This is a genomic window from Schinkia acidoalkalinis (assembly GCF_054301215.1).
The window spans coordinates 4,132,625-4,156,267 of sequence record NZ_CP182573.1 but is presented as its reverse complement, the minus strand read 5'-3'; the positions used below and the strand labels follow the sequence as shown (position 1 = coordinate 4,156,267).

General features: G+C 35.8%; 28 protein-coding genes and 1 pseudogene. 7 read left to right on the top strand and 22 right to left on the bottom strand.

The window, feature by feature from the left end:
- Positions 1–7: 7 nt before the first annotated feature.
- The 9 genes from ACNQFZ_RS21210 to ACNQFZ_RS21170 all read right to left on the bottom strand — a co-directional run bounded on the left by ACNQFZ_RS21210 (position 8) and on the right by ACNQFZ_RS21170 (position 5,327).
- Positions 8–367 (bottom strand): hypothetical protein, encoded by a 360-nt coding sequence (locus ACNQFZ_RS21210; RefSeq protein ID WP_458413259.1) that lies wholly within the window; start codon positions 365–367, stop codon positions 8–10.
- 76 nt (positions 368–443) lie between these two features.
- On the bottom strand, positions 444–710 hold the full coding sequence (locus tag ACNQFZ_RS21205) for a hypothetical protein (RefSeq protein ID WP_458413258.1): 267 nt from the start codon (positions 708–710) through the stop codon (positions 444–446).
- Positions 711–1,044: 334 nt separating this feature from the next.
- Complete coding sequence (locus ACNQFZ_RS21200; RefSeq protein WP_458413257.1) at positions 1,045–1,239, bottom strand: hypothetical protein; 195 nt, start codon at positions 1,237–1,239, stop codon at positions 1,045–1,047.
- Between the two features lie 99 nt (positions 1,240–1,338).
- On the bottom strand, positions 1,339–1,518 hold the full coding sequence (locus tag ACNQFZ_RS21195) for a PspC domain-containing protein (RefSeq protein WP_458413256.1): 180 nt from the start codon (positions 1,516–1,518) through the stop codon (positions 1,339–1,341).
- A 572-nt stretch (positions 1,519–2,090) separates the two neighbouring features.
- A complete protein-coding gene (locus ACNQFZ_RS21190) occupies positions 2,091–2,507 on the bottom strand; it encodes a VOC family protein (protein WP_458413255.1) in 417 nt (138 codons plus the stop codon).
- A gap of 315 nt (positions 2,508–2,822) precedes the next feature.
- Entirely contained in the window at positions 2,823–3,122 is a 300-nt protein-coding gene (locus ACNQFZ_RS21185) for a hypothetical protein (protein ID WP_458413254.1), read from the bottom strand.
- 269 nt (positions 3,123–3,391) lie between these two features.
- On the bottom strand, positions 3,392–4,381 hold the full coding sequence (locus tag ACNQFZ_RS21180; RefSeq protein ID WP_458413253.1) for a zinc-dependent alcohol dehydrogenase family protein: 990 nt from the start codon (positions 4,379–4,381) through the stop codon (positions 3,392–3,394).
- 246 nt (positions 4,382–4,627) lie between these two features.
- Positions 4,628–4,873, bottom strand: a complete 246-nt coding sequence (locus ACNQFZ_RS21175) for an aspartate/glutamate racemase family protein (RefSeq protein ID WP_458415472.1) — start codon at positions 4,871–4,873, stop codon at positions 4,628–4,630.
- A gap of 28 nt (positions 4,874–4,901) precedes the next feature.
- On the bottom strand, positions 4,902–5,327 hold the full coding sequence (locus ACNQFZ_RS21170) for an aspartate/glutamate racemase family protein (protein ID WP_458413252.1): 426 nt from the start codon (positions 5,325–5,327) through the stop codon (positions 4,902–4,904).
- Positions 5,328–5,398: 71 nt separating this feature from the next.
- Between ACNQFZ_RS21170 and ACNQFZ_RS21165 the strand changes: the two are divergent.
- A pseudogene (locus ACNQFZ_RS21165) lies at positions 5,399–5,662 on the top strand (transposase); the annotation flags it as partial.
- A 176-nt stretch (positions 5,663–5,838) separates the two neighbouring features.
- On the opposite strand, the gene ACNQFZ_RS21160 reads toward ACNQFZ_RS21165, so the two are convergent.
- Together ACNQFZ_RS21160 and ACNQFZ_RS21155 are read right to left on the bottom strand one after the other, a co-directional pair.
- Positions 5,839–6,192, bottom strand: coding sequence for a VOC family protein (locus tag ACNQFZ_RS21160; protein ID WP_458413251.1), 354 nt, complete (start codon positions 6,190–6,192; stop codon positions 5,839–5,841).
- Between the two features lie 342 nt (positions 6,193–6,534).
- The gene (locus ACNQFZ_RS21155) at positions 6,535–6,816 is read right to left on the bottom strand and encodes a PaaI family thioesterase (RefSeq protein ID WP_458413250.1); all 282 of its coding nucleotides are present in this window, start codon (positions 6,814–6,816) and stop codon (positions 6,535–6,537) included.
- Between the two features lie 108 nt (positions 6,817–6,924).
- On the opposite strand from ACNQFZ_RS21155, the gene ACNQFZ_RS21150 reads away from it, so the two are divergent.
- Positions 6,925–8,045, top strand: a protein-coding gene (locus ACNQFZ_RS21150) for an IS3 family transposase (protein WP_458411554.1) whose coding sequence is annotated in 2 segments (ribosomal slippage) — positions 6,925–7,174 and positions 7,174–8,045 — 1,122 coding nt in all. Because the reading frame shifts where the segments join, the coding sequence is not laid out codon by codon here.
- Positions 8,046–8,440: 395 nt separating this feature from the next.
- Here ACNQFZ_RS21150 and ACNQFZ_RS21145 read toward each other — a convergent pair.
- Both ACNQFZ_RS21145 and ACNQFZ_RS21140 read right to left on the bottom strand, forming a co-directional pair.
- The gene (locus tag ACNQFZ_RS21145; RefSeq protein ID WP_458413249.1) at positions 8,441–8,593 is read right to left on the bottom strand and encodes a hypothetical protein; all 153 of its coding nucleotides are present in this window, start codon (positions 8,591–8,593) and stop codon (positions 8,441–8,443) included.
- A gap of 237 nt (positions 8,594–8,830) precedes the next feature.
- Complete coding sequence (locus ACNQFZ_RS21140; protein WP_458413248.1) at positions 8,831–9,040, bottom strand: hypothetical protein; 210 nt, start codon at positions 9,038–9,040, stop codon at positions 8,831–8,833.
- Positions 9,041–9,682: 642 nt separating this feature from the next.
- Here ACNQFZ_RS21140 and ACNQFZ_RS21135 point away from each other — a divergent pair.
- From ACNQFZ_RS21135 to ACNQFZ_RS21125, 3 genes are all read left to right on the top strand, one after another.
- Positions 9,683–10,687, top strand: coding sequence for a DUF3231 family protein (locus tag ACNQFZ_RS21135; RefSeq protein ID WP_458413247.1), 1,005 nt, complete (start codon positions 9,683–9,685; stop codon positions 10,685–10,687).
- Between the two features lie 56 nt (positions 10,688–10,743).
- A complete protein-coding gene (locus tag ACNQFZ_RS21130; RefSeq protein WP_458415471.1) occupies positions 10,744–11,172 on the top strand; it encodes a hypothetical protein in 429 nt (142 codons plus the stop codon).
- A gap of 385 nt (positions 11,173–11,557) precedes the next feature.
- Positions 11,558–12,598: a zinc-dependent alcohol dehydrogenase family protein gene (locus ACNQFZ_RS21125; protein ID WP_458415470.1), complete on the top strand. Its 1,041-nt coding sequence runs from the start codon at positions 11,558–11,560 to the stop codon at positions 12,596–12,598.
- A gap of 36 nt (positions 12,599–12,634) precedes the next feature.
- On the opposite strand, the gene ACNQFZ_RS21120 is transcribed toward ACNQFZ_RS21125, so the two are convergent.
- The 5 genes from ACNQFZ_RS21120 to ACNQFZ_RS21100 all read right to left on the bottom strand — a co-directional run bounded on the left by ACNQFZ_RS21120 (position 12,635) and on the right by ACNQFZ_RS21100 (position 18,680).
- A complete protein-coding gene (locus tag ACNQFZ_RS21120; protein WP_458413246.1) occupies positions 12,635–13,591 on the bottom strand; it encodes an aldo/keto reductase in 957 nt (318 codons plus the stop codon).
- A 110-nt stretch (positions 13,592–13,701) separates the two neighbouring features.
- Positions 13,702–14,916, bottom strand: a complete 1,215-nt coding sequence (locus ACNQFZ_RS21115) for an ABC transporter permease (protein WP_458413245.1) — start codon at positions 14,914–14,916, stop codon at positions 13,702–13,704.
- Positions 14,913–15,635: an ABC transporter ATP-binding protein gene (locus tag ACNQFZ_RS21110; protein WP_458413244.1), complete on the bottom strand. Its 723-nt coding sequence runs from the start codon at positions 15,633–15,635 to the stop codon at positions 14,913–14,915. Before ACNQFZ_RS21110 ends, ACNQFZ_RS21115 begins: the two co-directional genes overlap by 4 nt.
- A 1-nt stretch (position 15,636) precedes the next feature.
- Positions 15,637–17,187, bottom strand: coding sequence for an efflux RND transporter periplasmic adaptor subunit (locus tag ACNQFZ_RS21105; RefSeq protein WP_458413243.1), 1,551 nt, complete (start codon positions 17,185–17,187; stop codon positions 15,637–15,639).
- A 38-nt stretch (positions 17,188–17,225) separates the two neighbouring features.
- Positions 17,226–18,680, bottom strand: a complete 1,455-nt coding sequence (locus ACNQFZ_RS21100) for a stalk domain-containing protein (protein ID WP_458413242.1) — start codon at positions 18,678–18,680, stop codon at positions 17,226–17,228.
- Positions 18,681–19,128: 448 nt separating this feature from the next.
- On the opposite strand from ACNQFZ_RS21100, the gene ACNQFZ_RS21095 reads away from it, so the two are divergent.
- Positions 19,129–19,380, top strand: coding sequence for a hypothetical protein (locus ACNQFZ_RS21095; protein WP_458413241.1), 252 nt, complete (start codon positions 19,129–19,131; stop codon positions 19,378–19,380).
- 126 nt (positions 19,381–19,506) lie between these two features.
- Here the strand turns inward: ACNQFZ_RS21095 and ACNQFZ_RS21090 are convergent, their stop codons facing one another.
- Both ACNQFZ_RS21090 and ACNQFZ_RS21085 read right to left on the bottom strand, forming a co-directional pair.
- Entirely contained in the window at positions 19,507–20,046 is a 540-nt protein-coding gene (locus ACNQFZ_RS21090; RefSeq protein WP_458413240.1) for an HD domain-containing protein, read from the bottom strand.
- 848 nt (positions 20,047–20,894) lie between these two features.
- Entirely contained in the window at positions 20,895–21,341 is a 447-nt protein-coding gene (locus ACNQFZ_RS21085; protein ID WP_458413239.1) for a branched-chain amino acid aminotransferase, read from the bottom strand.
- 196 nt (positions 21,342–21,537) lie between these two features.
- Here ACNQFZ_RS21085 and ACNQFZ_RS21080 point away from each other — a divergent pair, with 196 nt between their 5' ends.
- Complete coding sequence (locus tag ACNQFZ_RS21080; RefSeq protein WP_458413238.1) at positions 21,538–22,083, top strand: NADPH-dependent FMN reductase; 546 nt, start codon at positions 21,538–21,540, stop codon at positions 22,081–22,083.
- 87 nt (positions 22,084–22,170) lie between these two features.
- On the opposite strand, the gene nadE is transcribed toward ACNQFZ_RS21080, so the two are convergent.
- Together nadE and nadD are read right to left on the bottom strand one after the other, a co-directional pair.
- Positions 22,171–22,998, bottom strand: coding sequence for an ammonia-dependent NAD(+) synthetase (nadE, locus tag ACNQFZ_RS21075; protein WP_458413237.1), 828 nt, complete (start codon positions 22,996–22,998; stop codon positions 22,171–22,173).
- Positions 22,999–23,019: 21 nt separating this feature from the next.
- Positions 23,020–23,640: a nicotinate (nicotinamide) nucleotide adenylyltransferase gene (gene nadD, locus ACNQFZ_RS21070; RefSeq protein WP_458413236.1), complete on the bottom strand. Its 621-nt coding sequence runs from the start codon at positions 23,638–23,640 to the stop codon at positions 23,020–23,022.
- Positions 23,641–23,643 lie beyond the last annotated feature (3 nt).

Below are 23,643 nucleotides of genomic sequence, written 5' to 3'. Positions count from 1 at the left end.
ACATCCATTAACTTTCTTTGTCAGTTGTTACAGCCTTACTAATCCACCTTATGATTAACTGTCCTAAAATATAAACAACTGATATGAATATAATTGCTACGTCTCTTCCAAATGGTTTAAACCAACTTCCATCATCTGCTATTAAGAAGTAGCCTAACAATAAAGAAATAATAGTCATTAAAATGTTAATCCCCAAAAACAAGAGTAATTTAACCTTCCTCAACTGTATTCCAACAATAATTATGAATAATAGAAAAGCTGGAAATAACAGAACAGCTTCTTTTTTTACAAGATGACTATTATACTCATAAAAGTGAAATAAGAATGGAATTGGGAGTAATGACAAAATAATTTGGTTAGCTTTCATATACACACTCCTTCCAATTTAGCACAGGAAGCCACTGACTCTATTTAGCAAACGCACCCCGTTAGCGAAAAAAAACTTATGGATGCAAAACACTATGAATAAAATATTTTGCATTCTCCGAGTCTTTTTTCTTAACCGAAACAACGTATTGTTTTTCATAATTCCTGTTCATTCCGAAACTTCCAAAGTTTCCTCGAGAAGTACCATGCCCCACCCATTGTCCCGAATGGTCAATTACTTTGTAGGTATATTTAATACCCTCTCTTCCTAAAATCCCTCTAACCTTTGATAATTCCTCCAATGAATATCCAATATATACATCTACTTTATTAAAGAAAAACATATCCATCCCCCTGTGTTAATTTTACCAAAAGAGACTATTGCATTTTACACTAACCAGCTTCTTTAGCTGCAATAACTAAGGTCAATATTTATCCCTATTTTTTAATCCAATAGTAATAAAGTAAATTCCTAAAACTGCTAATATCAATATACTCAGAGGTACTATATACACCCATAAGCTATCTGTCTCATTAATAGGTTCAATTTCTTTTATAATTTGAAAAAAGCACAAAATTATCCCCGCCCTTTACAAATTTCTTCTGGATAAGTCCCATTGGGTAATAAAGACTACCATTTCTGATGTCACCATTATTTAGCTATAGTCCTTTTTGAATTCATGTAAATCTTTTAATTGAATCTCTCTTACTTTTATTATTTTCGATAATAGTCAAAATCTTGAATATTAACAACATTGAAATAAAATAAACTGAAAAACAATAAAATTTATTTTCAACCCCAAGTTCATCAAGGAAATATGCAGCAATAGCGATAACAATTCCAGTAACTAAAGCCTTTATTATGTAATTCATAAGACCGTCCCCACTTTCCCTTTAAAAACAATAAATAACCTGTAGAAATGTACCCGAATAGTTTAACAAGAAACATTGTAGTAAAAGTAAATTTACTAATCAATGTGTTGGCTTATCGTTTAATGCCCAAACAAGAAATATATAAACCCAAATAGAAACAGAAGCAGTGAAAAGAAACATTATCCTTACAATAAAAGAAGATATACCGAAAAAATCCGCTATTCCTCCACATATTCCGAATAGTGCTTTATCAGTGGATGATTTAGTTAACTTTTGCAATATTTTAATTCCCCCTCTATTTAAAAATATATGTACATATTATTATTTTATCATTTAAACCTTTTCCTTTAGGGTAAATTTACCAAGTTGTTATTGAATAATCCTGCTTCTTTTGTGAAAAAGCGTTCCTACTACTTTTTTAGAAACGCACCCGTTACTTGAATAGCTATTCATTTTCTAATGTAGAAGAAGATTGAAATGCCTATTTACTGAGTTGATATACAATAGCTAAAAAAATAATAAATATTATAACTAAAAACGTTAGAAAAGTATAAGTAACATATAAAGCATTACTAATAAAAGTTCCAATTTCGGTAAAATTAACCATTTGAAATTAAGAATGGTTATTTTTTTCTATTCAAGAAATCTGCTCCATTCCTTCAATAAAAAAACAATCCTTCGTTATTAAAGAATCGCACCCGTGTTGAAATCTTATTTAAGTCCAGCATCTATTACTTAAGTCCATTACTTCACATATTTCTTATCTGATAAAAGATAAAATAAAAAGATGATACCTTTAAAGGCATCATCCCTTAGAATATTAAACTTGATTTGACTTTAAACCTTAAAGTTTATTCCTTGTTAATTGCACTTTCATCCATATAAGCAACTTCCCATAAATGACCGTCAAAATCCTGAAACCCCCATATATACATAAACCCATGATCTTGAGGTTCACTAAAAGATTTACCACCAGATGACAATGCCTTATTTACTATCTCATCCACTTGATTCCGACTTTCAGCCGAAAAGCTGAGAATTGCTTCGGCAGAAGTAGTAGTATCCACAATTTCCTTTTTACTAAATCCTTTGAAACGTTCCTCAATCATTATCATAGCAAAGATATTGTCACTGATGATCATACAAGATGTGGTCTCATCGGAGAATTGTGGGTTGAACTCAAAACCTAGCTCCTTGAAAAAATGGGTGGACTTGTTCACGTCTTTTACTGATAAATTGATAAAAATATTTTTGGATGTGTATGCCATTTTTCTACCTCCTGTGAAAATTATTGACAAGAAAACCATGTCAATTAAGCTTTTCATTAAATGTCTCTAATTATCCCATTTTTCTTTAAGTACTGTATTCATTATTCACCCTATATTGAATTTTTTTAAGACAGCTAATTTTTGATATTAAAATGATTATTAGCAGAATTAAATAAATAGTGGTATAAATTCACATCGAAAAAAACAAGAACTAATGCTAAAAGACGTGGTGCTTAACCACGCCTTTATCGCATTAATCGGCAAAACTTCCATTTAATCTAAATTACTTGATTGTGTAAGAATGGAAAGTTCAAATTATTGTTCATGAGTCCATTTTACTGATTGACCTGTTTTTGGACAAGCAGGGAACTTTTCTCCTTGCTGAAGCACTGCATGTTCACCATCTGTATCAATATAATGACCTGATTCCATTACAGTTTCTCCCGTTCGATGAGCGTGTCTTACATGGGTCCATGTCGTATCCTTTCCCGTATTAGGGCAATTCGGAAATGTTTCGCCTTGATGAAGTTCCTGTTTCGCTCCGCCTGCATCTACATATTGTCCAGATTCCATTACGGTTTCTCCTGAATGGTGATGGTCAGTTATGTGAGTCATAATCCAATTCCTCCTTGTCAATTTTTCGTACAACAGTTATTTTTTCTCTTACAAAATAGAAACATGCTTTTCAATAAATTCCACTTATATAAAAAAACAGTAATATCCAGATGGAAATTACTGTTTTAAACCGTGGAGGTTAATTTATCATGGATATTGTATACCCTAGAATACTAGAACCTATAACCGAAAAAATAATTAGGTGCAAACAACCACTTTTATGGTGGTCAGAAATGATTTACTCCCCCATTCGGTGAACAAGAATGAACTCAGTAACTTGTTAAAAATACTTTTCCTTTTGTTTTATTAAATTCAACAGCGTCAATTGCCTTTTTGACATCCGACAGGTCATACTTAGAATCGACCATCATCAAACGTAACTTTTTACCATCTATTAGATGTATTAAATGATTAAATGTTTCCTGCCATTTTTTTATTGATACGTTTTTATTCCAATTCCGCAAATGAAAAATATTCGCATTCACTTTTGCTTTATTTAAAATATCAGCCCAATTTACTTGTATCCCAGATAAAAGACCGATTGTTAAAAAATGTCCATTAGGGCGGACACTAAAAGCTAATTCATTACCGTCCAAACCTCCAATAGAATCAATGGCAGCATCTGCACCCATTCCATTTGTTAATTCCATAACGGTTTCATTTAGACGACTTATAGAGGTGTCTATCACATTAGAAGCACCGAGATGAAGTAATTCCTCTGTATACTTATTATTTCTAGTCACTGCAATCAATCGAAAACCTAAAATATTTGATAATTGAGCAAAAATATGCCCAATAGAAGATCCACATGCATTAACCAATAAAACATCATTTGGCCTTAATTTTAAAACTTCCGTACAAACCACCCATGCTGTAACGGGATTAATATACATTTGAGATGCAGTAAAATCATCAAAAGAATTAGGTATAGGAACGGCAAATTCTGATGATGTCTTAACAAACTCTTGCCATGTTCCTTCCCCACGTAAAGGTAACACACGTTTACCAATAAGATTTTTAGAAACTAAAGGACCTACTTCTTCTACAATACCTACTCCCTCATACCCCGGAATATTAGGTAGAGAAATTCGGTGAGAATATGAGCCTCTAATCGGTATTAAGTCAGAGGGATTGATAGGGCGAGCTAACATTCGAACAAGAACTTCATTATCTTTGGGTGGTTCAATACTTTTAGACTCAACTCTTAAAACAGCTTTAGGACTACCGAATTCATAGAATTTAATACATTTTGTTATCAAAATTATAAGTCTCCTTGATATAAATTAGATTAATTTAATTAGATCACTGGAAAAGGCTTACTCCATTAAATGGCCCGTTTATCGAACAATAGTCCCTATTCTGCAATTTGCCTATTGCACAAATGAGACATATTGTACACTAACGTTAAAGATCCAGTTCAAGTAAACCACATAAAAAAAGTCCCTCTCCGGGCATTTAGGATAAGGACCTTTTTTATGAGCTTTGTTTAAAAAGGGAAATCATTCTTATCCATTAAAAATTATATCAATAATCTTATTAACATGAATTTCAGTGGTATTAAAAAGATGGATTGTTAGGTCCTGTTTTTTTATTAACATCGGGAGTTCTGTACAACCTAATATGACTCCTTGTATGTGGTCTCTATTAATCATGTTATTAATGATGTATAAAAATTCTTTTTTTGTTTCATTATTTACAATGCCATTTTCTAATTCTTCTACTATTTTTGTATGTATATATTGCTGTTCCATTTCGTTAGGCACTATAATTTCCTTATTATCAGATATAAATGGTTTTTAAAAAAAAATCATTTTCCATTGTAAATTTAGTTCCTATAAGTCCAATCCTTTCCAAACCTAGTTCCTGTGCTTTTAAAAAAGTCTCCTCTACGATACTTATCATAGGTAATTGAACTTTTTGTTGAATTTGTTCGAAAACAATATGTGGAGTGTTTGCTGACATTACCACAAAATCAGCCCCCACAATTTCTAATTTTCTTACTGCATCCGTTAAGTAATTTATTAACTCAACTGTTTGTCCATTCATAAGGAGCTTAAACATTTTATACATATTGATACTATTAATATAAAGCTCTGGTAATTCTTCTTTACTACCTATCTTTTCTTGGAATTTCATGATTACTGATTGGTAATAATCTACTGTTGATTCTGGTCCCATACCGCCAACAATTCCGACTTTTTTCAAAATCTCACCCTCTCTGTGTATTTGTTATATTTTAACATATATTCATTGCTGTTATAATTTACCTTTTTAATGAAATCATCCAATCAATCCCCGGTATCGGTGAAAAAATCGCGGCAACGAATATTTCTGAAATTGGTGAGATTGATTGGCTTAATCACCCTAAAAAGTTCGTTGCATTTGCAGGAATTGATCCTAGTATCTTTGAACCTGGTCGATTTAAGGGCACCGTAAACAGGGAAAGCCATATAAAGTGGCTATTATCGCATGTGCAAATAAGCTCTTACACTGGATTTATGCACAATTAAAGCAATTCAACTTTCCAAGATATAGCTTAAAATATAATAATAGTTAAATACAACAAAACCTTCCCAGAGGTGTATAACGGAAGGTTATTGACATGGACTTTTTTAGTAGCTGGTTTAGTTTAAGTACAAAACTTCCCGATCTTCGCTTATCAAACCAAAAAAGGTGATACCTTTTGTAGCATTTCCTCCATTAGTTATATCTAAAATTAATTATGTTCTACATATTCTGCAACCAATCCATCCGGGTGTTTAACGGTCATATTCTTCCCTGTAGGAACTTGGGAAGGTTCTCTAATTATGGCTGAACCATTTACTTCTAAAAAGTCTCTAAATTCTTCTATTGAGTCTACTAAAAATGTAACCTTTGTTTGTTTAAAAGGTTTTAAATCGTCTTCTTTACCGCAAATGAGTAGTAAATCATCAATTGATGCCAATTCTAAATTATTTAATGGCATTTTAAATCTCATATCAACAGTTTTATTTGTTAATTTACTATAAAAAATAATAGCAGCGTCAAGGTCATTTACATAAATACGAACTAATTTTTTAATAATCTTCATTACATATACTCCTATTCCTATTTAATTTATTATTCACCACTATTTAACATGATAAAAATTCTTTGTTCGTTAGTACAATTATTTCGATAAAAAGTGTGTTAATCCTTCTTAGATCAACGTCCATATAGTTTAAGTGAAATCATTCACAATTTTATTGGTATAATAATGAAAAAAGCGACCTTCACTAAACCATGAAGAATCGCAATTATTGCTGAAATAAATTTCAATTAACATATTTTGGGCTTATTTTTGATTTGTGCGAAATAGGATTGCTTTAGATTTAGCAACAATTTCTTGTTTATCGTTATAAATCGAACACTCCGCGTGAATTAAAGTTTTACCCTACTTTCCAATTTTGGCATTTGCCATCAAGTATGTACCAGTAGCAGGTTTCAAAAAAGAAACATTTAAATCAACGGTTACAACTTGTTGTATACCGTCTTCATTTGCTCCTATCAAGTTTGATAAGGCTACATCAGCCAATGAAGAAATGATGCCACCATGAATAACCCCTGCACTATTAATGAATAGGTCCTGAACTGGCAATATAATTTGCAAATTATTATCATCAAGCTTTTTGTATTTCAAACCTAAAAATTCGTCAAATGGCTGTTTTATAAACATTTCATACACCTCTTTATATATTTAATTTGGATCGGCTACACTTAGTTAGACAGAAATTTTAAGGTCAAGTAGAATTAACTATACTAATCAGTTATGAGGAGAATCTACATGACAAAAAAAGTACGTCGAACGTTTACCGAAGAATTTAAGGAACAGATCGTGCAACTATATCAGAATGGAAAGCCTCGCAAAGACATTATTCGCGAATATGAATTAACCCCTTCTTCACTAGATAAGTGGATTAATCAAAGTAAGTCCTCCGGTTCCTTCAAAGAAAAGGATAACCTCAGCCCCGAACAGAAAGAGCTGCAGGAACTTAGGAAACGTAATAAGCAATTAGAGATGGAGAATGATATTTTAAAGCAAGCCGCGCTGATACTAGGACGAAAGTAAATGTGATTAAGAACAACCAGCACAAATACTCGATATCAGCAATGTGCAAGGTCCTACAACTCCCAAGAAGTACGTATTATTATGAAGCAAAAGAACGAAAGAATGAAGATGATATAACTTCAGACATCGTTGAAATTTTCCATCAAAGCCGCCAAAATTATGGTGCCAGAAAGATAAAGCACGAGCTAAAGAAACGAGGGAAATTGGTTTCCCGTCGTCGTATCGGCAGGATTATGAACGAACAAGGGCTTGTTTCAGCTTATACCGTGGCTCAATTCAAACCACATAAGAATAAACCAAATGAAAGTGAACAAGCAAATGAGTTAAATCGTGAATTTACTCAAGAGGATGAGTTGACCGTCGTGGTCAGTGACCTAACCTATGTAAGAGTCCATAAAAAATGGAATTACATATGTGTATTTGTTGATCTCTATAATCGGGAAATCGTTGGATTTAGCACAGGTGAGAACAAAGATGCTTTACTAGTTTATCGTGCTCTATCGTCAATTAAAGGGAATTTGCATATGATTCAAATGTTCCATACTGACAGAGGAAGCGAGTTTAAGAACCAGATCATTGATGAAGCACTAGAAACGTTTAAAATCAAGCGATCTCTAAGTTTGAAAGGCTGTCCGTATGATAACGCAGTAGCTGAAGCAACATTCAAAATCATTAAGACAGAGTTCGTAAAGAAACGTCATTTTGATAGCTTAGAAGAGTTACACAGAGAGTTTACAGACTATGTGCACTGGTTTAACCACCTACGCATACATGGTACTTTAGATTATCTAAGTCCAGTGGAATACAAACTTACGCACCTTAAGAAAACTGTCTAGTTTAGTGTTGACAATCCAATTTAACATAACATAATCTTATAAGTTCTTAAACGAATCTGCACCGTTAGTACAATAAATTCAACGAGAAGAAGCGTTAATCCTTCTTGGATCAACGCCTCCGTTAGTGAAAAACAAACTACTTTATTTTATCTTCTAAATCCTTTATTCTTTTTTCTAATTTCTTATTTTTTATAGCTATTTCAATAAATGCACCAATTGCAATTGAAATCGCAATCAACGAAAATATCCAATCCATATAATTTTGCCTCTGCTACTAATCTGCTTTTTAATAATACATGAGCTACCACAATTCCGATAACTCCTTATTAATCTCTTGCCCCCTTAAGTTGAAGAAGAATAGAGCATTATCGTTGTTCAAGTAATTTAATCGTTTTTTAAAATACCCTGACAATAAATGCTATACATACTACTGCAAATGGTAAACATCCAAGTGAAGAACAACCAACACATCCATCTAGAAATTCTTTTTCTGTTATCGGTTCCTTTTCTTCATTTTCTGGTTGTTCCTGTTCATTGTCTTTCGCCAAGATTGCATCCCCCTTAATGATGAAACGCACCCGTTTAATAAACTTACATAGCGTGCCAAAGAATGTAAGCGATTGTCGCTAAACTAATTGCAATTACTACCAGACTTCCAACTTTTATATATTCTAATTTATCTTTATCCAACTTTTGTTCCCCTTTTCTAACAATTCCACAACGAAACAAAAGAATTGATTATACTCTTCTTAGGCAATTGCACCCTTTACTTGAAAAAGTCTATTTCACTTGTCATTATCTAAATCACTATAAAGGAATGACCACTTATTCTCTTTAACTTCATACTTTTTTTCGATTAGTTGACCAACCACAGACTTGTTAATACCATCCTTAACTGCTTTTGAAACTACGATATATAGAATGAATAGACCAAAAATCCAAAGAACAATGTTAAAAAACAGAACTACACCTGGTACACCTATATTTGATAGCATCCATCCACCCCCACTATAACAGTATTTTACCATATAAAACCATTTTTGGTTCTTTGATTATCCTTAATTTGCTTAAATAAGAAAAAAGAGCCGTTGATTCCATAAGTGATCTTCAGCTCTAGCTCCCTATAGTTTAGTAACTCTTCTTTCTGAAAAAATATCTCATTACAATAGTTACGATAAAAATATCAAAAATGATTAAAATACTTCTTAAAAGCTGATTTTCTACCGCAAATACAATAATAGTAGCAAGTATCATACATATTAGAGCTGTTATCAGGGCGTATTTATTCATTTTCCCATCTCCTTTTCCCTCCATTTATAGCAACATAAATTCCATAACGCTTCTTCAACAAAACTGCTTCTTTAGCACCAGAAGCGACTGCCTTACTTAACAATCGCACCCCTTTAGTTCAACAAGCTGTTTCTCTTTTTTATTTGTGTTCATCTAGAATTGCAAAAAACCACTTTACCACAAGGGTCGACTATTTCCCATTGTTGTAAGAAAAAGGTGGGCATGTATTATGCTTACCTTTTTTAGTGATTTCATTTTTTCTAAAGAGTATTTTTCCTCTTCGTAAAAATCAAAAAAAATTTCATACCTCTTAATGAATTGGTAAATAATATCCTAGAGGTGACGGAATGGAAAAGGATAAATTAAAACTCACATCTTCCGAAATAGGAAGTTTGTGGGGAGAGTATGTAAATGGAACAGCCGTTGATATTGTAAATAGATATATGGTCTCTATTATTGAGGATAAGCAAATTAAGGCGATTTTTGAGGATGCTATCCAGACATTCGAAAAGCAAAAGCAACAAATCGTTACCTTTATAAAAAATGAGGGGTTTCCAGTTCCAATTGGATTTACTGATTCTGATCTTTTTAAAGGTAAACAGAGGTTGTTCACGGATATATTTTGCCTGAATTATTTACATATCATGACATTACATGGTTTGCTAGGGCACTCAACTTCATTGGGCGTTTCTGTAAGAGAGGACTTACGGTATTTTTACGACTCCTGTGATAATGATGGGAAAAGGATGTATCATCAAACCATTGATTTATTGCTTGAGAAAGGAAGTTTTCAGAGAGATCCTTTATTTTATCCAGCTAAAAACCCTGAATATGTTTCTAGCCAGGATTTCGCAGATGGAATTTTCGGAAAGGGTAGAATGTTAGCAGCGACAGAAATCATAAGCATTTCTGTCAACCTTAAAAAAAGTATTATGGCAAAAACTCTTTCAATCGCATTCAGTCAAGTCGCACAAACAAAAGAAACAAGAAATTTTTTAGAGCACTCCGAAAAAATTGCTGACCAACAAATAAAAAGTTTTTCAAAAGTTATGCAAACGGATAATTTACCAGTTCCTAAGTCGTGGGAAACTGAAGTTACAATTTCAACAGATCCTCCTTTTTCTGATAAGTTAATGTTGTATCATACTGGTTTCTTATTCCAAGCTGCACAAGCGTATCACGGAGCAGGTTTAGCATCCGCCATGCGAACAGACCTTGTAGCCACTTACGAAAGCACCATTCTACAAAATCTTATGCTTACTAAAAAGTGGTTTAATATTATGGTGCAAAATAATTGGTTAGAACAGCCTCCACTTGCTCCTAATAGAAAAGAAATTGCAAAAGAAAAATAATATGAACTCTGTTTATAGGATATGTATAAGTGAATAGGAATCCATTTGAAAAACTAATGTGGAGCATTGCACTCCCTGGGTTTGGGCAGTATTTAAACGGAAAGTATTTTAAAGGCACAGTTTTATTGATACTTGAATTTCTGATTAATGTACAAGCTAATTTTAATCAGGTCATACTTCTAAGTTTTCATGGAGAAATTGGAGATGCCATAAAACATGCTGAATATCAGTGGTTGATGTTTTATCCTTGTTTGTACTTTTTCTCTATGTGGGACGCAGTTAAAGATGCAGGCGGAGGGAAAGACTCTTATTCTTTTCTTCCGTATGTGTTTGCTGCATTTTTTGTAACTGTTGGATTGATTTTTTCCTCGAACTTAATGATATTTGGAGTGTTATTGGGTCCTGTTTGGCTCCCAATATTGTTTGTTTTTCCTGGGATAATCATTGGATTTATTACTAGAGAAATCATAAAAAACATTCCATAAAAAACCATCCTCTATATTTACTATCAAAAGTGGATGGTTTTTTACGCGTTCCAATAAGCGAAGTTTATTAAACTAAACTGCACCATTAGTTGAAGAACGAACGAAAAAAATCAACTAATTAAACTATACAATTATTGGTAGGATATTCCAATTAAGATGCAATCCTAGTATGCCCTTTTCGATTCTCCCTAGTTGTCATTCGCAATCTTTACCAAAATCATCGTTCTATTCTGATTTAAGGTTTATATATTTATAATGTAATTGCTTTTTTTGGCTAAGGTAATCTTTAATAGAGTTTACCGAATCCAATGTCTATTAAACAATTGGAGGGATATGAATGAAAAGCCAGGAAATTGAAGAAGTAGTAAAAACAAACCCAAAAATAATGAAAGGTCTTGTATACCGCGGACCTGAAATGAAAGAATGGACAGATGTACCGATGCCTACCCTACAAAAGCACACTGATGCAATTGTAAAAGTTTTAAAGACTACTATTTGCGGAACGGATTTACATATCTTAAAAGGAGACGTCCCAACTGTAACAGATGGTAGAATTTTGGGCCATGAAGGTGTTGGCGTTATTGAAGAAGTCGGTTCTAGCGTTCAAAACTTCAAACCAGGGGACAAGGTACTCATCTCTTGCATTACCTCCTGTGGTAAGTGTGACAATTGTAAAAGAGGCTTATATGCACATTGTGAAGATGGTGGATGGATTCTCGGAAACACGATAGATGGTACACAGGCAGAATTTGTTCGTATTCCATATGCTGATACAAGTTTACATCCAATCCCCCAAGGAATTGATGATGAGGCAATGGTTATGTTGAGTGACATCCTGCCAACTGGGCTTGAAATTGGTGTTCTTAACGGCCGCGTTAAACCAGGAGATACAATAGCCATAATAGGTGCAGGTCCAGTAGGGTTATCAGCGTTGCTTACTTCTCAATTTTATTCCCCATCTGAAATTATTATGGTTGATCTCGATGATAATCGTCTTAAAATATCAGAAGAATTAGGAGCAACAACATTGGTTAACAGCTCTGATGGAAAAGCTGTTCAAAACATAATGGAATTAACAAACGGTAAAGGAGTAGACGTTGTTATCGAAGCAGTTGGTATCCCGGCAACCTTTGATATTTGCCAGGAAGTGGTCAAGCCAGGAGGAACGATTGCAAACGTAGGGGTTCATGGAAAAAGCGTAGAGCTTCATATAGAAAAACTATGGATCCAAAATATTACATTAACAACCGGTCTAGTTAGCACAAATTCAACCCCAATGCTGCTTAAATCAGTGGCAGCCAAAAAAATTGAACCTTCACATTTGATTACCCATCGCTTCCAGATGAGCAATATTATGGAGGCTTACAATGTATTTTCAAATGCAGCAAAAGAACAAGCCATTAAGGTAATCATTTCAAATGACTAAAGTTAAAAAGCTGAACAGCTCACCTGTTCAGCTTTTTTATATATGCATACTCTTTTCCCAAGCTCCTTTTATTTCAATACCTGTGGCCTTTGCGGATTCTTCTAATTCTTTCATTTCCTGCTCGGATAAAACAACATCGGCGGCTGAAATGGCTCCCTCAATATGTTTGGCTTTCGTAACGCCAATAATAGGCACTGTTCCCTTCGCAATGGCCCATGCTATTGCAATTTGGGCGGAATCAACACCGTGCGCATTCCCTACTCTCTCCATTACATCTACTAATGGAGTTAACTTTTGAAGGACCTCGGCATTAAACGCTTCCCCTCTTCTAGTCCCAGCTTTAAAAGGATTTTGGGCGTTATAGTTGCCCGTTAACGCACCTTGTTCCAGGACCATATAGGAAAAGAATACAACATTATGTTGATTACACCATTCAATAATTCCTGCTTCTTCCGATGACCGATATAGTAGACTATAATGATTTTGTACCGCAGAAAGCTCCAACCCATCCTTTTCAAGAATGGAAGCAGCTAGTTTTATTTCCTCTAAATTATGATTAGATACACCAGCATATTTTACCTTTCCGCTTTTCATTAGTGGTATAAGTTCAGTGGTGTATTTCTGTACATCCTTTGGATTATGAATCCAATAAATATCGGCATGATCTACACCCAACCGGTTTAAACTCTCTTCAATTGTTTTATCCATAGATTCATGGACACCAGGAGTAAATTTCGTTGAGATTAACACATTGCTTTGGTCTTTTTTAATAAAATTCCCTAAAATTGTTTCTGAAGCTCCCATTCCATAAACGGCAGCAGTATCCCATAAATTAAATCCAGCATCCATTGCCACATCATAAACAGGTCTTAAATCCTCATCACTAAGATTGTTTCCAAATACAGCATCCCCTCCATTTACACCGTTTCCCCAGGACCAAGTCCCTAAGGCAATAGGAGGAATCTTCTGATCTTTTAATTGAACATACTTCACTTGGCTTCAACTCCTCAAAAAGGTTTAGTACGATCCCATTATTAGCATATACTGGTTAGCAAAATAAATATACCAATCAAAAGAAAAGTCCTACGATTCATAATTCAGCATTACTCATATCTCAACGCATCAATCGGCTTTAATTTGGCCGCTTTGCGTGCTGGATAGACGCCGAAAATAACACCTACAAATAGGGAGGATAAAAAAGCATAAATCATTGGTTTTATTGTAAATGTAATGGTTAGGTCTGTTACTTTACTTAACAACTGGGCTGCCCCGACACCAAATAGAATTCCAAGCACACCCCCAAAAAGACATAAGATAATTGATTCTATTAAAAATTGTTGGAGAATATCACCTTGAGTAGCCCCAATTGCTTTACGAATGCCGATTTCTCTTGTTCGCTCTGTTACAGAAACTAGCATAATATTCATAATCCCAATGCCGCCAACAACAAGCGAGATCGCCGCAATTCCCGATAGAAGAGTCGTCATCACACTAGAAACACTTTGAGCTGTTTCAAGAATTTGTGACTGTGAACTAATTTGGAAATCATCGTCTTCACTAGGCTTTAAGCCATGGGAGGCTCGAAGTGCTTGCGTAACGTCAAACTGCGCTTTTTCCATTAACTGCTCAGATTTAGCAGAAATATAGATTGTGCGAATGTTTGATGCTCCCATTCGATTCATTGCTGTGGTAACAGGTATTAATATTTTATCATCATTATTCGTCATTCCTGAGTTACCCTGACTTGCCAGCACTCCAATAATTGTAAATGGGATTTGCTGTATTTCAATCGTTTCTCCTATAGGGTTCCTATAATCTGAACCAAAGAGATTACTAACCACTTCTGTGCCGACAACCGCTACGTTTGCTTGTCGTTCGACTTCAAAGCGATTGAAAAATCTCCCGCGCTGAATGGATGCATTTCGAACTTCCAAAAAAGCTTGTGTAGTTCCTTCAATTGTCGTATTATAATTTGCATTACCGGCAACTGCTTGCCCCTGTGTCACCACACTTGGCACTGCTCCGGCAATAGAGTCCTTTTCTTTGATTCTATCAATATCTTCCATTGTCAAGCTATTCGATGAACCTGCTCCTAAGCTGATTCCTCCTTGTCTTGCTTGATTAGAAGATACAATCAAGAGGTTACTTCCTAAGCCATTTATTTGCGAGGAAATACTTGATGACGAACCTTCGCCAATCGCAACCATGACAATCACCGAAGCAATCCCAATAATAATTCCAAGCATTGTAAGTAGCGAACGCAGCTTATTAACTACGATGCTCCGCAACGATATCCGAATTCCTTCGAGAAAACTCATTGAATCACTTCCTCTGCCTCAGCCAATCTTACTTGATGAATAGCCTCATTTGAAACAATCTTGCCGTCCACAAAGCGAATATTGCGTTTGGTATAGCAGGCAATATCAGGCTCATGGGTAACAAGAATCACTGTTTTCCCTTGGTCATTCAGCTTTTGAAAGATACTCATAATTTCTAGGCTAGTCTTCGTATCCAGCGCCCCTGTCGGTTCATCAGCCAAAACAATGACAGGGTCATTGACTAATGCCCGTGCAATTGAAACCCGCTGCTGCTGACCGCCGGAAAGCTCGTTAGGTTTGTTATATAATCTTTCTCCAAGACCAACACTATCTAAAGCCTGCATCGCCCGCTCACGCCTTTCTTTTGGTGAAACACCGGCATACAATAGCGGCAGCTCCACGTTTTCAACCGCAGTTGTTCGGGGGAGGAGATTAAAATTTTGAAAAACAAAGCCAATTTGTTGATTACGAATGACCGCCAAATCTTTTTCACTTGCATTAAAGATTGGATGGCCATCCAAGTAATATTCGCCTGAAGTCGGCAAATCAAGACAGCCAATAACATTCATCATCGACGACTTTCCGGAACCCGATGGCCCCATAATGGCAACAAAATCCCCCTCTTCAATCAATAAATCAACCCCATTTAAAGCATTGATTTCCTGGTCGCCAATTTTATATGTCTTTACCATATTTTTTATTTCAATCACTTGGACCATATTAGCGCATACCTCCACCCATTCTGAAGCTTCCTCCAGGAATACCTATTCCTTGCATACCACCTTTTGAACCACCAAATCTGCTATTACCTAAGGAATTTGCATTAGATGAAGATTGGAAAGAAATCACCACTTCATCTCCCTCTTGTAAACCTGTAATAATTTCTACCCGGTCGGCAGTATAATACCCTACTTCAATAGGTGTAAACTGCATATTTAAGTTGTCTTGTTTGGTAGTTTTTTGATCAGTTTTCCGATTTGCTGACACCATTACGCCGTCTTTTCCATTACGCTCCTGCAAGGCCGACGCCGGAATGTAAAGAACATTTTTATGTGTTCCAATTTGAATTGTTGCGCTGACAGTCATCCCTGTCATTAACAACCTTTTATTGTTATCTACAGTCAAAAGAACATTGTAGGTAGTGACCCCAGATTCAGTAGTTGCTTCTGGATAAATTTTAGTAACCTTTCCAGTAAATGTTTCATTTTCAAAGGAAGTGGTTGTAAAAGTGGCTTTCATTCCTGTTTTAATTTTTCCTATGTCACCTTGACTAACCTGTGCCAATACTTCAAGATTAGCAGAGTCTGAATTATCAATAACAATAAATGGATTTTCCGGTACAGCACCCAAATCTCCATTTACTTGTGTGACAATTCCATCCATCGGAGCAACCAACGTCATCGAATGTAACTCAAACTTGCGCTGTTCAAGTTCCGCTTCTGCTTGTTGCACAGCTGCTTTTGCAGAGGTGACGACAGATTGGGTTTGTGGCGATTTTAAATTTTTTAACGCTTGCTCGGCGGTCTTGAGATCTATTTCAGCATTTAGAATGGCTGTTTGGGTTTGACTAACCGTTTGATTGTATGTACGTTTGGCTGTATTGTAATCTACTTGTGCCTTTCTTAATGCTTCCTTTGCATCTATTAATTCGCTTTCTGAAACTGCCCCTGCATCATACAAATATTTCTGGTCACCATACTCCTTTTGAGCAGAGGTTACATCTGTTTTTGCTTGCTCCATTTGCTCTTTAGCTTGCTGTACATCCAAGGATTTTTTGGCCTCTGTTAAGGCAAGCTGGGCTTTTTTTACTGTTGCATCCTGAATGCCAACTTCATCTGCAGAAAATCCATCTAAAGCCTCTTTTAGCTTCGCTTGAGCTGTTAAGAGATTTGCTTCGGCATTTTTTACTTGTACAGTAGCTTCAGTATTATCAAGTATAGCAAGCACTTGACCTTTTTTTACTTTATCCCCAATTTGAACATGGACTGCTGTTAACGTTTTTCCTTCAGAACCAGAGCTTGAGAAATCTAAAGAAGTAGTTTTAGAGGCTTGAACTGTTCCAGATGCCGAAATAGTTTCGGTTACATCGCCTCGTTCCACTTTAACAGTTTGCATCACCCTCGGCACTGTATCTGCTGTGCTCATTTTTTGAAAAGTAAATACGCCAATGCTGACTAGTAAAATGCCCACGATTGAAGTGACAATTAACTTTTTTGTTTTCTTTTGTTTAAACTGACGTAAAGGCTTGTCCTCCTGTTTCAATTCAGCCATTTTCTTACCTCCTGAATGGGATCCTTAAAATTTTCCAATCATCCATTAACCCATGGTTTGTCCAGCGTAAAATGGAGCAGATTCATTTCAACAGTGATTTGCTCAAGTTCTCTTTTCTTCTCGTCTACTGTATGTAATGCTTTTTTAACTTCAAGTGCCGTTACTTTTCCTTTTTCAAATTTAGCTTCGTTCATCTTGTAATCTTGCTCTGCAGCGATTAAGTCCACTTGGAGTTGGTTATACTGGTTCTCTAATTGCAGCAAACTAGAGTACATTGACCTTATATTCTCTGCCATTTGCTGCTTGCTTTTCGCCAGCGATAATTCTGCTGTGTTTACGTCCATTTCTTCAAGATCATAAGAGTTGCCGCTATTATAGGTATATAGATTCACGTCGAGTTCAGCCAACTCAATCTGTTTCTCCAATAACCATACCGATGGACTGCTTGATTGTATTCTCGTAATATATGACTCAATCTCTATTTCATCCGGTTTTGAATAGGTTGGCTTATCTGTCAACTTGTATATTGTATCGATTGGCTTCCCTAATAACTGGTTTAATTTTATCTGCGAATCCTTAAGTTGATTATTGGCCGTTTCTAGGTCTTGCTCAGATTGAATTCTCGCATTTATAAAATCGTTTTTTTCTGCCTCAGAAATTTTCCCTCTTTCTGCTTTTGCAATAGCTGCCTGTTCATCCAGCTTCGCAATCAGTAGGGACTCCTCCATCTCTTGTAGATTATTTTCTTTTGAAAAAATATCATAATATGTCGCCATCGTATTGTAGGTGATTTGGTCTTTCGTCACTTCTGTCTCTTTTTTTGACATCTCGTAATTAATAGTTGCAGATGAAACTTTTTTGTAGGCAGATCGAACAGCATTATCATCCTCTCCATTTCCCTGCCCAATTGGGACATAGTCTAATTGATCAGATGCATTTTCAAGACTGATGTTATTACGCTCAATATCTTGCTCTGCTGTTTTCAAATCATAGCTTTGGTTCTCCGCCCATTGGATGGCTTGCTCCAGTGTGAGGGTGCTTCCTTCTGCTTCTTTTTCTTCTTGAATTTGTGTTGAAACCATTTTTATGGTTCCGGTTTGTTGATCAAAGGAAACTTCATTACCAAACGATTCACTAATAAAACGAAGGGGAACGAGAGTGTGGCCATTTTTAATCATCGGTGGTGAAGAAAGTTGAACCTGTTCATAATTTTTTAAGCCATAGGTAGAACCAATTTTAAGTTGAATCGTTATATCATTCTTTTTAGCGGTAATCGATTGCGTAGTAGCATCCCATTTCACCTCTGCACCCAGTTCTTCAAAGATGTCCCGCATCGGAACCATGGTGACATCTCCAACTACAATTGGGGCCTGCTCAAACATAATCGGTTTGTTATCTATTAAAACCTTAAGGCTTTGCTCTGCATGCACCTGTGGCGAAAACGGAAACAAGAGAAAGCTTGATGCCAGCATTAGAGTTAATTTATTTTTCATATATCTACTCCTTTGGTAAGATTTTTACTGTATAAAGGCTTGCTAAGATATCTAATACAGTATCAGAGAAATGTGTCTGTTGAATGTCAAAGTGGGAATCATTAACATTGCCTAAAACAAAAAAAAAAAAACGAGCGTAAAACTAATTTAGTCTTACACTCGCTTTTTTGTTAAATTAGGGAATAAATTTACTTTTCAAATACCGCCTCTACTTCACCTTATAGTAAATCGTGAAGAGGAAACTACCATTGTAACTAAGACTCTTAACAATCTCGGATTAATACCATTTTTGCGACTCTTTACCCCTATTAAACTTTAACAGCGCTTTCTCCATGACCGTAATTCTCGTAAAAATAGTTTTTTATTTCTGTCACAATATATCCAAAACATCCAATAGAAAGCAGTAGAAATATATTGTATTTTAAAACAAGAGAGGTGAGTTTTTGCTGTGGTTTATAAAAAAATTTGGAATTGGTTTTGGAATCGGCATGAAAAAGTAAGATATCGCGTTTGGGCCTACGAAGATAAATATGTTGCCTCTGCATCGATAGGGGAAAAAATAGCTTCTGAATATGGCAGCACCCCTGAGAAAGCAAAAGAAGCAGCACTTTTTAAACTTCGGAAAGTATTAACGAAAGAAAAAAAAACACGTAGGGTGATTACCAAAGGGAATGGATACGTACTATATCGTATTAAATAGCGTTGAAGCCCTTCCACTTGGCGGGGCTTCTTTTACTATGCTCACTTACTATCTCATCTACAAGCCTTCTTTTTCTTAATCATCAACCGTCCTCTAGTAGTGCTCACACTCGACATTTTCAGCCTATTATTTTTCAAACACCATTTCAACTTCGTCCTGCAGTAAATCAAGAAGAGGGAAACGGTCGCTGTAACCAAGACTCTTAACAATCTCGGAATAATACCATTTTTGCGACTCTTTACCTCGATTAAATTTATCCCAAGCCGCTTCACCAAAAATGGCAAGATCCCGTTTAATTGAACGGAGATTATGTAGTTTATCAGCGCATGCCACTTGTCGAATAGGAAGTGGAGCCTGCTTTAAGTAATCAATCGTATGCTTTTTTCGATCTTCCCAACTTGCCTGCTTGTTCGGTTCTGAGCAGCCTTTGACAATAGTAAGAACCTCTTGGCCAAAATTCTCTAGTAAATCTTCTTCCGTTGTATCTGTATCCTCTAATGTATCGTGAAGAATTCCGGCTATGATAACCTTCTCTTCACATCCCGCTTTTAAAAGAAGCATTCCTACACCATATGGATGGCTAATATAAGGGATATCTGTTCCTTTTCGAAATTGCGAATAATGCGCTTTCGCAGCAAATTCGATAGCCTGATCAATCAAGTCCATGCTATACACTTCCTTTTTGGTTAATTTGCGGACAAATTTTACCCAGTTGGCGCTTGAATTGTCTTCATTTTCTAATTTTGCGGATATGGTTTACCCCATCTGGTGTTTGATTTGTCCTCATTTGGGTGTTTTGAGGACAACTTTTACCCCACCTGGTGTTTGATCTGTCCTCATTTGGCTGTTTTGAGGACAACTTTTACCCTGCTGAGTTTCCATTCTGTCCTCATTTTCCCATTTTATGGACATGGTTTACCCCATCTGGTGTTTGATCTGTCCTCATTTGGCTGTTTTGAGGACAACTTTTACCCTGCTGAGTTTCCATTATGGCCTCACTTTCCCATTTTATGGACAAATTTTACCCCATCTGGTGTTTGATCTGTCCTCATTCGGCTGTTTTGAGGACAAATTTTACCCTGCTGGGTTTCCATTATGGCCTCATTTTCCTATTTTACGGACATGGTTTACCCCATCTGGTGTTTGATCTGTCCTCATTTGGCTGTTTCTAGGACAACTTTTACCCTGCTGGATTCCATTCTGGCCTCATTTTCCCATTTTACGGACAAATTTTACCTCATCTGGTGTTTGATCTGTCCTCATTTGGCTGTTTTGAGGACAACTTTTACCCTGCTGAGTTTCCATTATGGCCTCATTTTCCCATTTTATGGACAAATTTTACCCTATCTGGTGTTTGATCTGTCCTCATTCGGCTGTTTTGAGGACAAATTTTACCCTGCTGGGTTTCCATTATGGCCTCATTTTCCCATTTTACGGACAAATTTTACCCCATCTGGTGTTTGATTTGTCCTCATTTGGCTGTTTTGAGGACAACCTTTACCCTATTGGGTTTACTATTTAGCCACAGCCTTAACTATACTGGATAAAAATCCATAAATTAAAGAATAGGCTTCCCCAATTGTCATCTCCTCTTTAAATCCTGCGATATCGTTTAAAGAAAAGTTCAAATCCCATAAGCCGTCCTCCCCGTTAAAAAGAAGGTCAAATGTTGAATTTTCATTCTCCAATTGGCTTTTAAGCTCACTTTTAATAGTTGACCCCATTTTCTTTGGCAGCTTTAATCCCAACATTACATCATAAGTACCAAATACATCATCAACCTCAATGGAAACCGCATCAACCTTAATGAGTTCAAACTTATTCGATTCTACATAAAGGAATTCATTTTTATGCTTCTTAAAATAAGCAATCGGTTGTTGGAAAAACTCAGCATTTTCCTTTGCAAGGGTTTCCTCTGTCATTTTGTCGATTCTTTCTATATAGGCATCATTGAAATCCAATTTTGAAGCCCTCCTACATCTATGTAATTGTTTATACGAACTATATTTAGTGTATCCGAAAGTTGCCTCATCTTCTACTATCTACCGTTTGTTGAGCATATTATTTTTCTTTTTAAAAATAATCCCTTATTATAATAATTGTTACATAAAAATAATACTAAATATTAAACACTAAATAACATATGGAGGTAATGAAATGAAAATCGTTGCAGTAGTAGGTAGTATTAGAAAAGATTCATATAATGTAAAGCTGGCTAAATATATTCAGCAAAAATATAAAAATCTTTTTGAATTGGAAATTCTAAGTTTACGAGAGTTGCCAATGTACGATCAGGATATTGAAAATAATCCACCAGCAACAGTAACTGAATTTAAAGAAAAAGTTGCGAAAGCAGATGCCGTGCTTTGGGTGACACCTGAATACAACGGCATAGTACCTGGTGTGCTTGTCAATGCACTTGATTGGTTATCACGTGTAGACAAAGTAATGATTGGCAAACCATCTTGGGTTATGGGGGCTTCCATGGGGAACTTAGGTACAGTTAAAGCGCAATTACACTTGCGTGAAATTTTATTTTCTCCTGGTATTTCTTCACCTCTTCTTCCTGGTAATGAAGTCTATGTTGGAGCCGTTCACGAGAAGTTCGATGAGGAAGGAAATCTTACACACGAGCCAACTGTACAGTTCTTAGATCGTGTTGTTGATAATTTCATCAATTGGTACAACCATATTAATCGGTAATTTTTTGGAAAACGGGGACGGTTCTCGTATTCACAATCCTAAAGTAATTTGAAACATTTTATTACAATGAATCGTCCCCTTGTTCCATTATTTCCACCAATCATCGAAAACGGTGATTGGGCCTTTTCTTTTATGTTGCGATTTTACATACCACTGTTCTATCTTTTCGGTGCTTTTTTCAGCGATGTCTTTTCCTTCTAGATAATCATCGATCTCTTCATATGTTACACCTAGCGCCGCTTCATCAGGAAGCAATGGTTTGTTATCTTCTAAATCTGCGGTTGGCACCTTTTCATATAAGGCTTTTGGACAATTTAAATGTTGTAAGAGCATTTTGCCTTGTCTTTTATTAAGGCGATATAGTGGCATTATGTCAGCTGCACCGTCTCCAAATTTTGTATAAAACCCGACGAGGGCTTCCGCGGCATGGTCGGTTCCCAAGACGACACCATTTTTCATGGCGCCAATTCCATATTGGACAATCATTCTCTCCCTTGCCTTTATGTTACCTTTTGCGAAGTCAGATACTTCAATGCCCACTTTTTTTAAGGAATCAACACCAGCATCCACCGCTGGCTTAATATCAACTGTATATAATTCATCTGGCTTAATAAAATCTACTACCAATTTTTCATCTTCTTGATCGTTTTGAACGCCGTATGGCAACCGAACTCCAATGAATTTATACTTCGCACTACCCGCTTCTTCATTCAACTCATGGACAGCCATTTGCGCCAGCTTACCTGCCAATGTTGAATCCTGGCCAAGCGATAAACCCAATACCATTGATTGAAAAAACGTATATTTTTTCAAATAGTTTTTCATTAAATCAATGCTTTTCCGAATTTCTTCCTCAACGTCAATGACCGGCTGGACCTTCATTTCATCGATGATTTTTTTATGCAATGGACGCATTTTCTATCTCCTATCCGTCTGTTATTTTGACCTATATAGCCCGTTTTCTTTTATATACTCATAACAATTTAAAGGAAGTAAATATTTAGGCTCTCCACCGAAAGCAAATTCTTCTCTTATATAAGTAGAACTGATTTCCATGGCAATCCCTTTATCAACTAAATGGAAGGTAGCACCATCATCATTATTTCGCAAGACGGGAGAACGACTAATCGTTTTTAACATATCGATTCCATCTCTTGCCATGACAATGAACTTATTTTCACTCACTAATTGTTCAGCTTTCCCCCATTTGCCTTCCCCAATATCAACAAGCAAGTCTGCCCCCATAATAAAATAGAAGTCATCTTCTGGATAAGTATTTTTATAATACTTCATCGTTTCATAAGTTGTTATTTTCCATGCTTCTTGATTTAGTTCATAATCATCTGCAATAAACCTGCCATCATCTGCAATCGCCATTTTCACCATATTCCATCGGTGTTCGTCTGCCGTTTGCAATTGTTTATCTTTTCTTTTACCAGAACAAGGCAGAAAAATGACTTTGTCTAATTTGCAACGATTGGCTATCGTACTGGCTGTCCAAAGATGCACATAGGTTATAGGGTCAAAGGAGGACCCGTAAATGCCGATTTTAGCCATTCT

Bases quoted from the DNA above. Each gene is read 5' to 3' on its own strand.
- ACNQFZ_RS21210 (WP_458413259.1), bottom strand. From the start codon at position 367: ATGAAAGCTAACCAAATTATTTTGTCATTACTCCCAATTCCATTCTTA.
- nadE (WP_458413237.1), bottom strand. From the start codon at position 22,998: ATGCGTCCATTGCATAAAAAAATCATCGATGAAATGAAGGTCCAGCCG.
- ACNQFZ_RS21200 (WP_458413257.1), bottom strand. From the start codon at position 1,239: ATGAATTACATAATAAAGGCTTTAGTTACTGGAATTGTTATCGCTATT.
- ACNQFZ_RS21090 (WP_458413240.1), bottom strand. From the start codon at position 20,046: ATGGACTTGATTGATCAGGCTATCGAATTTGCTGCGAAAGCGCATTAT.
- ACNQFZ_RS21115 (WP_458413245.1), bottom strand. From the start codon at position 14,916: ATGAGTTTTCTCGAAGGAATTCGGATATCGTTGCGGAGCATCGTAGTT.
- nadD (WP_458413236.1), bottom strand. From the start codon at position 23,640: ATGGCTAAAATCGGCATTTACGGGTCCTCCTTTGACCCTATAACCTAT.
- ACNQFZ_RS21125 (WP_458415470.1), top strand. From the start codon at position 11,558: ATGAAAGGTCTTGTATACCGCGGACCTGAAATGAAAGAATGGACAGAT.
- ACNQFZ_RS21105 (WP_458413243.1), bottom strand. From the start codon at position 17,187: ATGGCTGAATTGAAACAGGAGGACAAGCCTTTACGTCAGTTTAAACAA.
- ACNQFZ_RS21140 (WP_458413248.1), bottom strand. From the start codon at position 9,040: ATGCTATCAAATATAGGTGTACCAGGTGTAGTTCTGTTTTTTAACATT.
- ACNQFZ_RS21135 (WP_458413247.1), top strand. From the start codon at position 9,683: ATGGAAAAGGATAAATTAAAACTCACATCTTCCGAAATAGGAAGTTTG.
- ACNQFZ_RS21110 (WP_458413244.1), bottom strand. From the start codon at position 15,635: ATGGTCCAAGTGATTGAAATAAAAAATATGGTAAAGACATATAAAATT.
- ACNQFZ_RS21160 (WP_458413251.1), bottom strand. From the start codon at position 6,192: ATGAAGATTATTAAAAAATTAGTTCGTATTTATGTAAATGACCTTGAC.
- ACNQFZ_RS21190 (WP_458413255.1), bottom strand. From the start codon at position 2,507: ATGGCATACACATCCAAAAATATTTTTATCAATTTATCAGTAAAAGAC.
- ACNQFZ_RS21080 (WP_458413238.1), top strand. From the start codon at position 21,538: ATGAAAATCGTTGCAGTAGTAGGTAGTATTAGAAAAGATTCATATAAT.
- ACNQFZ_RS21155 (WP_458413250.1), bottom strand. From the start codon at position 6,816: ATGTTTATAAAACAGCCATTTGACGAATTTTTAGGTTTGAAATACAAA.
- ACNQFZ_RS21205 (WP_458413258.1), bottom strand. From the start codon at position 710: ATGTTTTTCTTTAATAAAGTAGATGTATATATTGGATATTCATTGGAG.
- ACNQFZ_RS21130 (WP_458415471.1), top strand. From the start codon at position 10,744: ATGTGGAGCATTGCACTCCCTGGGTTTGGGCAGTATTTAAACGGAAAG.
- ACNQFZ_RS21100 (WP_458413242.1), bottom strand. From the start codon at position 18,680: ATGAAAAATAAATTAACTCTAATGCTGGCATCAAGCTTTCTCTTGTTT.
- ACNQFZ_RS21175 (WP_458415472.1), bottom strand. From the start codon at position 4,873: ATGGAACAGCAATATATACATACAAAAATAGTAGAAGAATTAGAAAAT.
- ACNQFZ_RS21185 (WP_458413254.1), bottom strand. From the start codon at position 3,122: ATGACTCACATAACTGACCATCACCATTCAGGAGAAACCGTAATGGAA.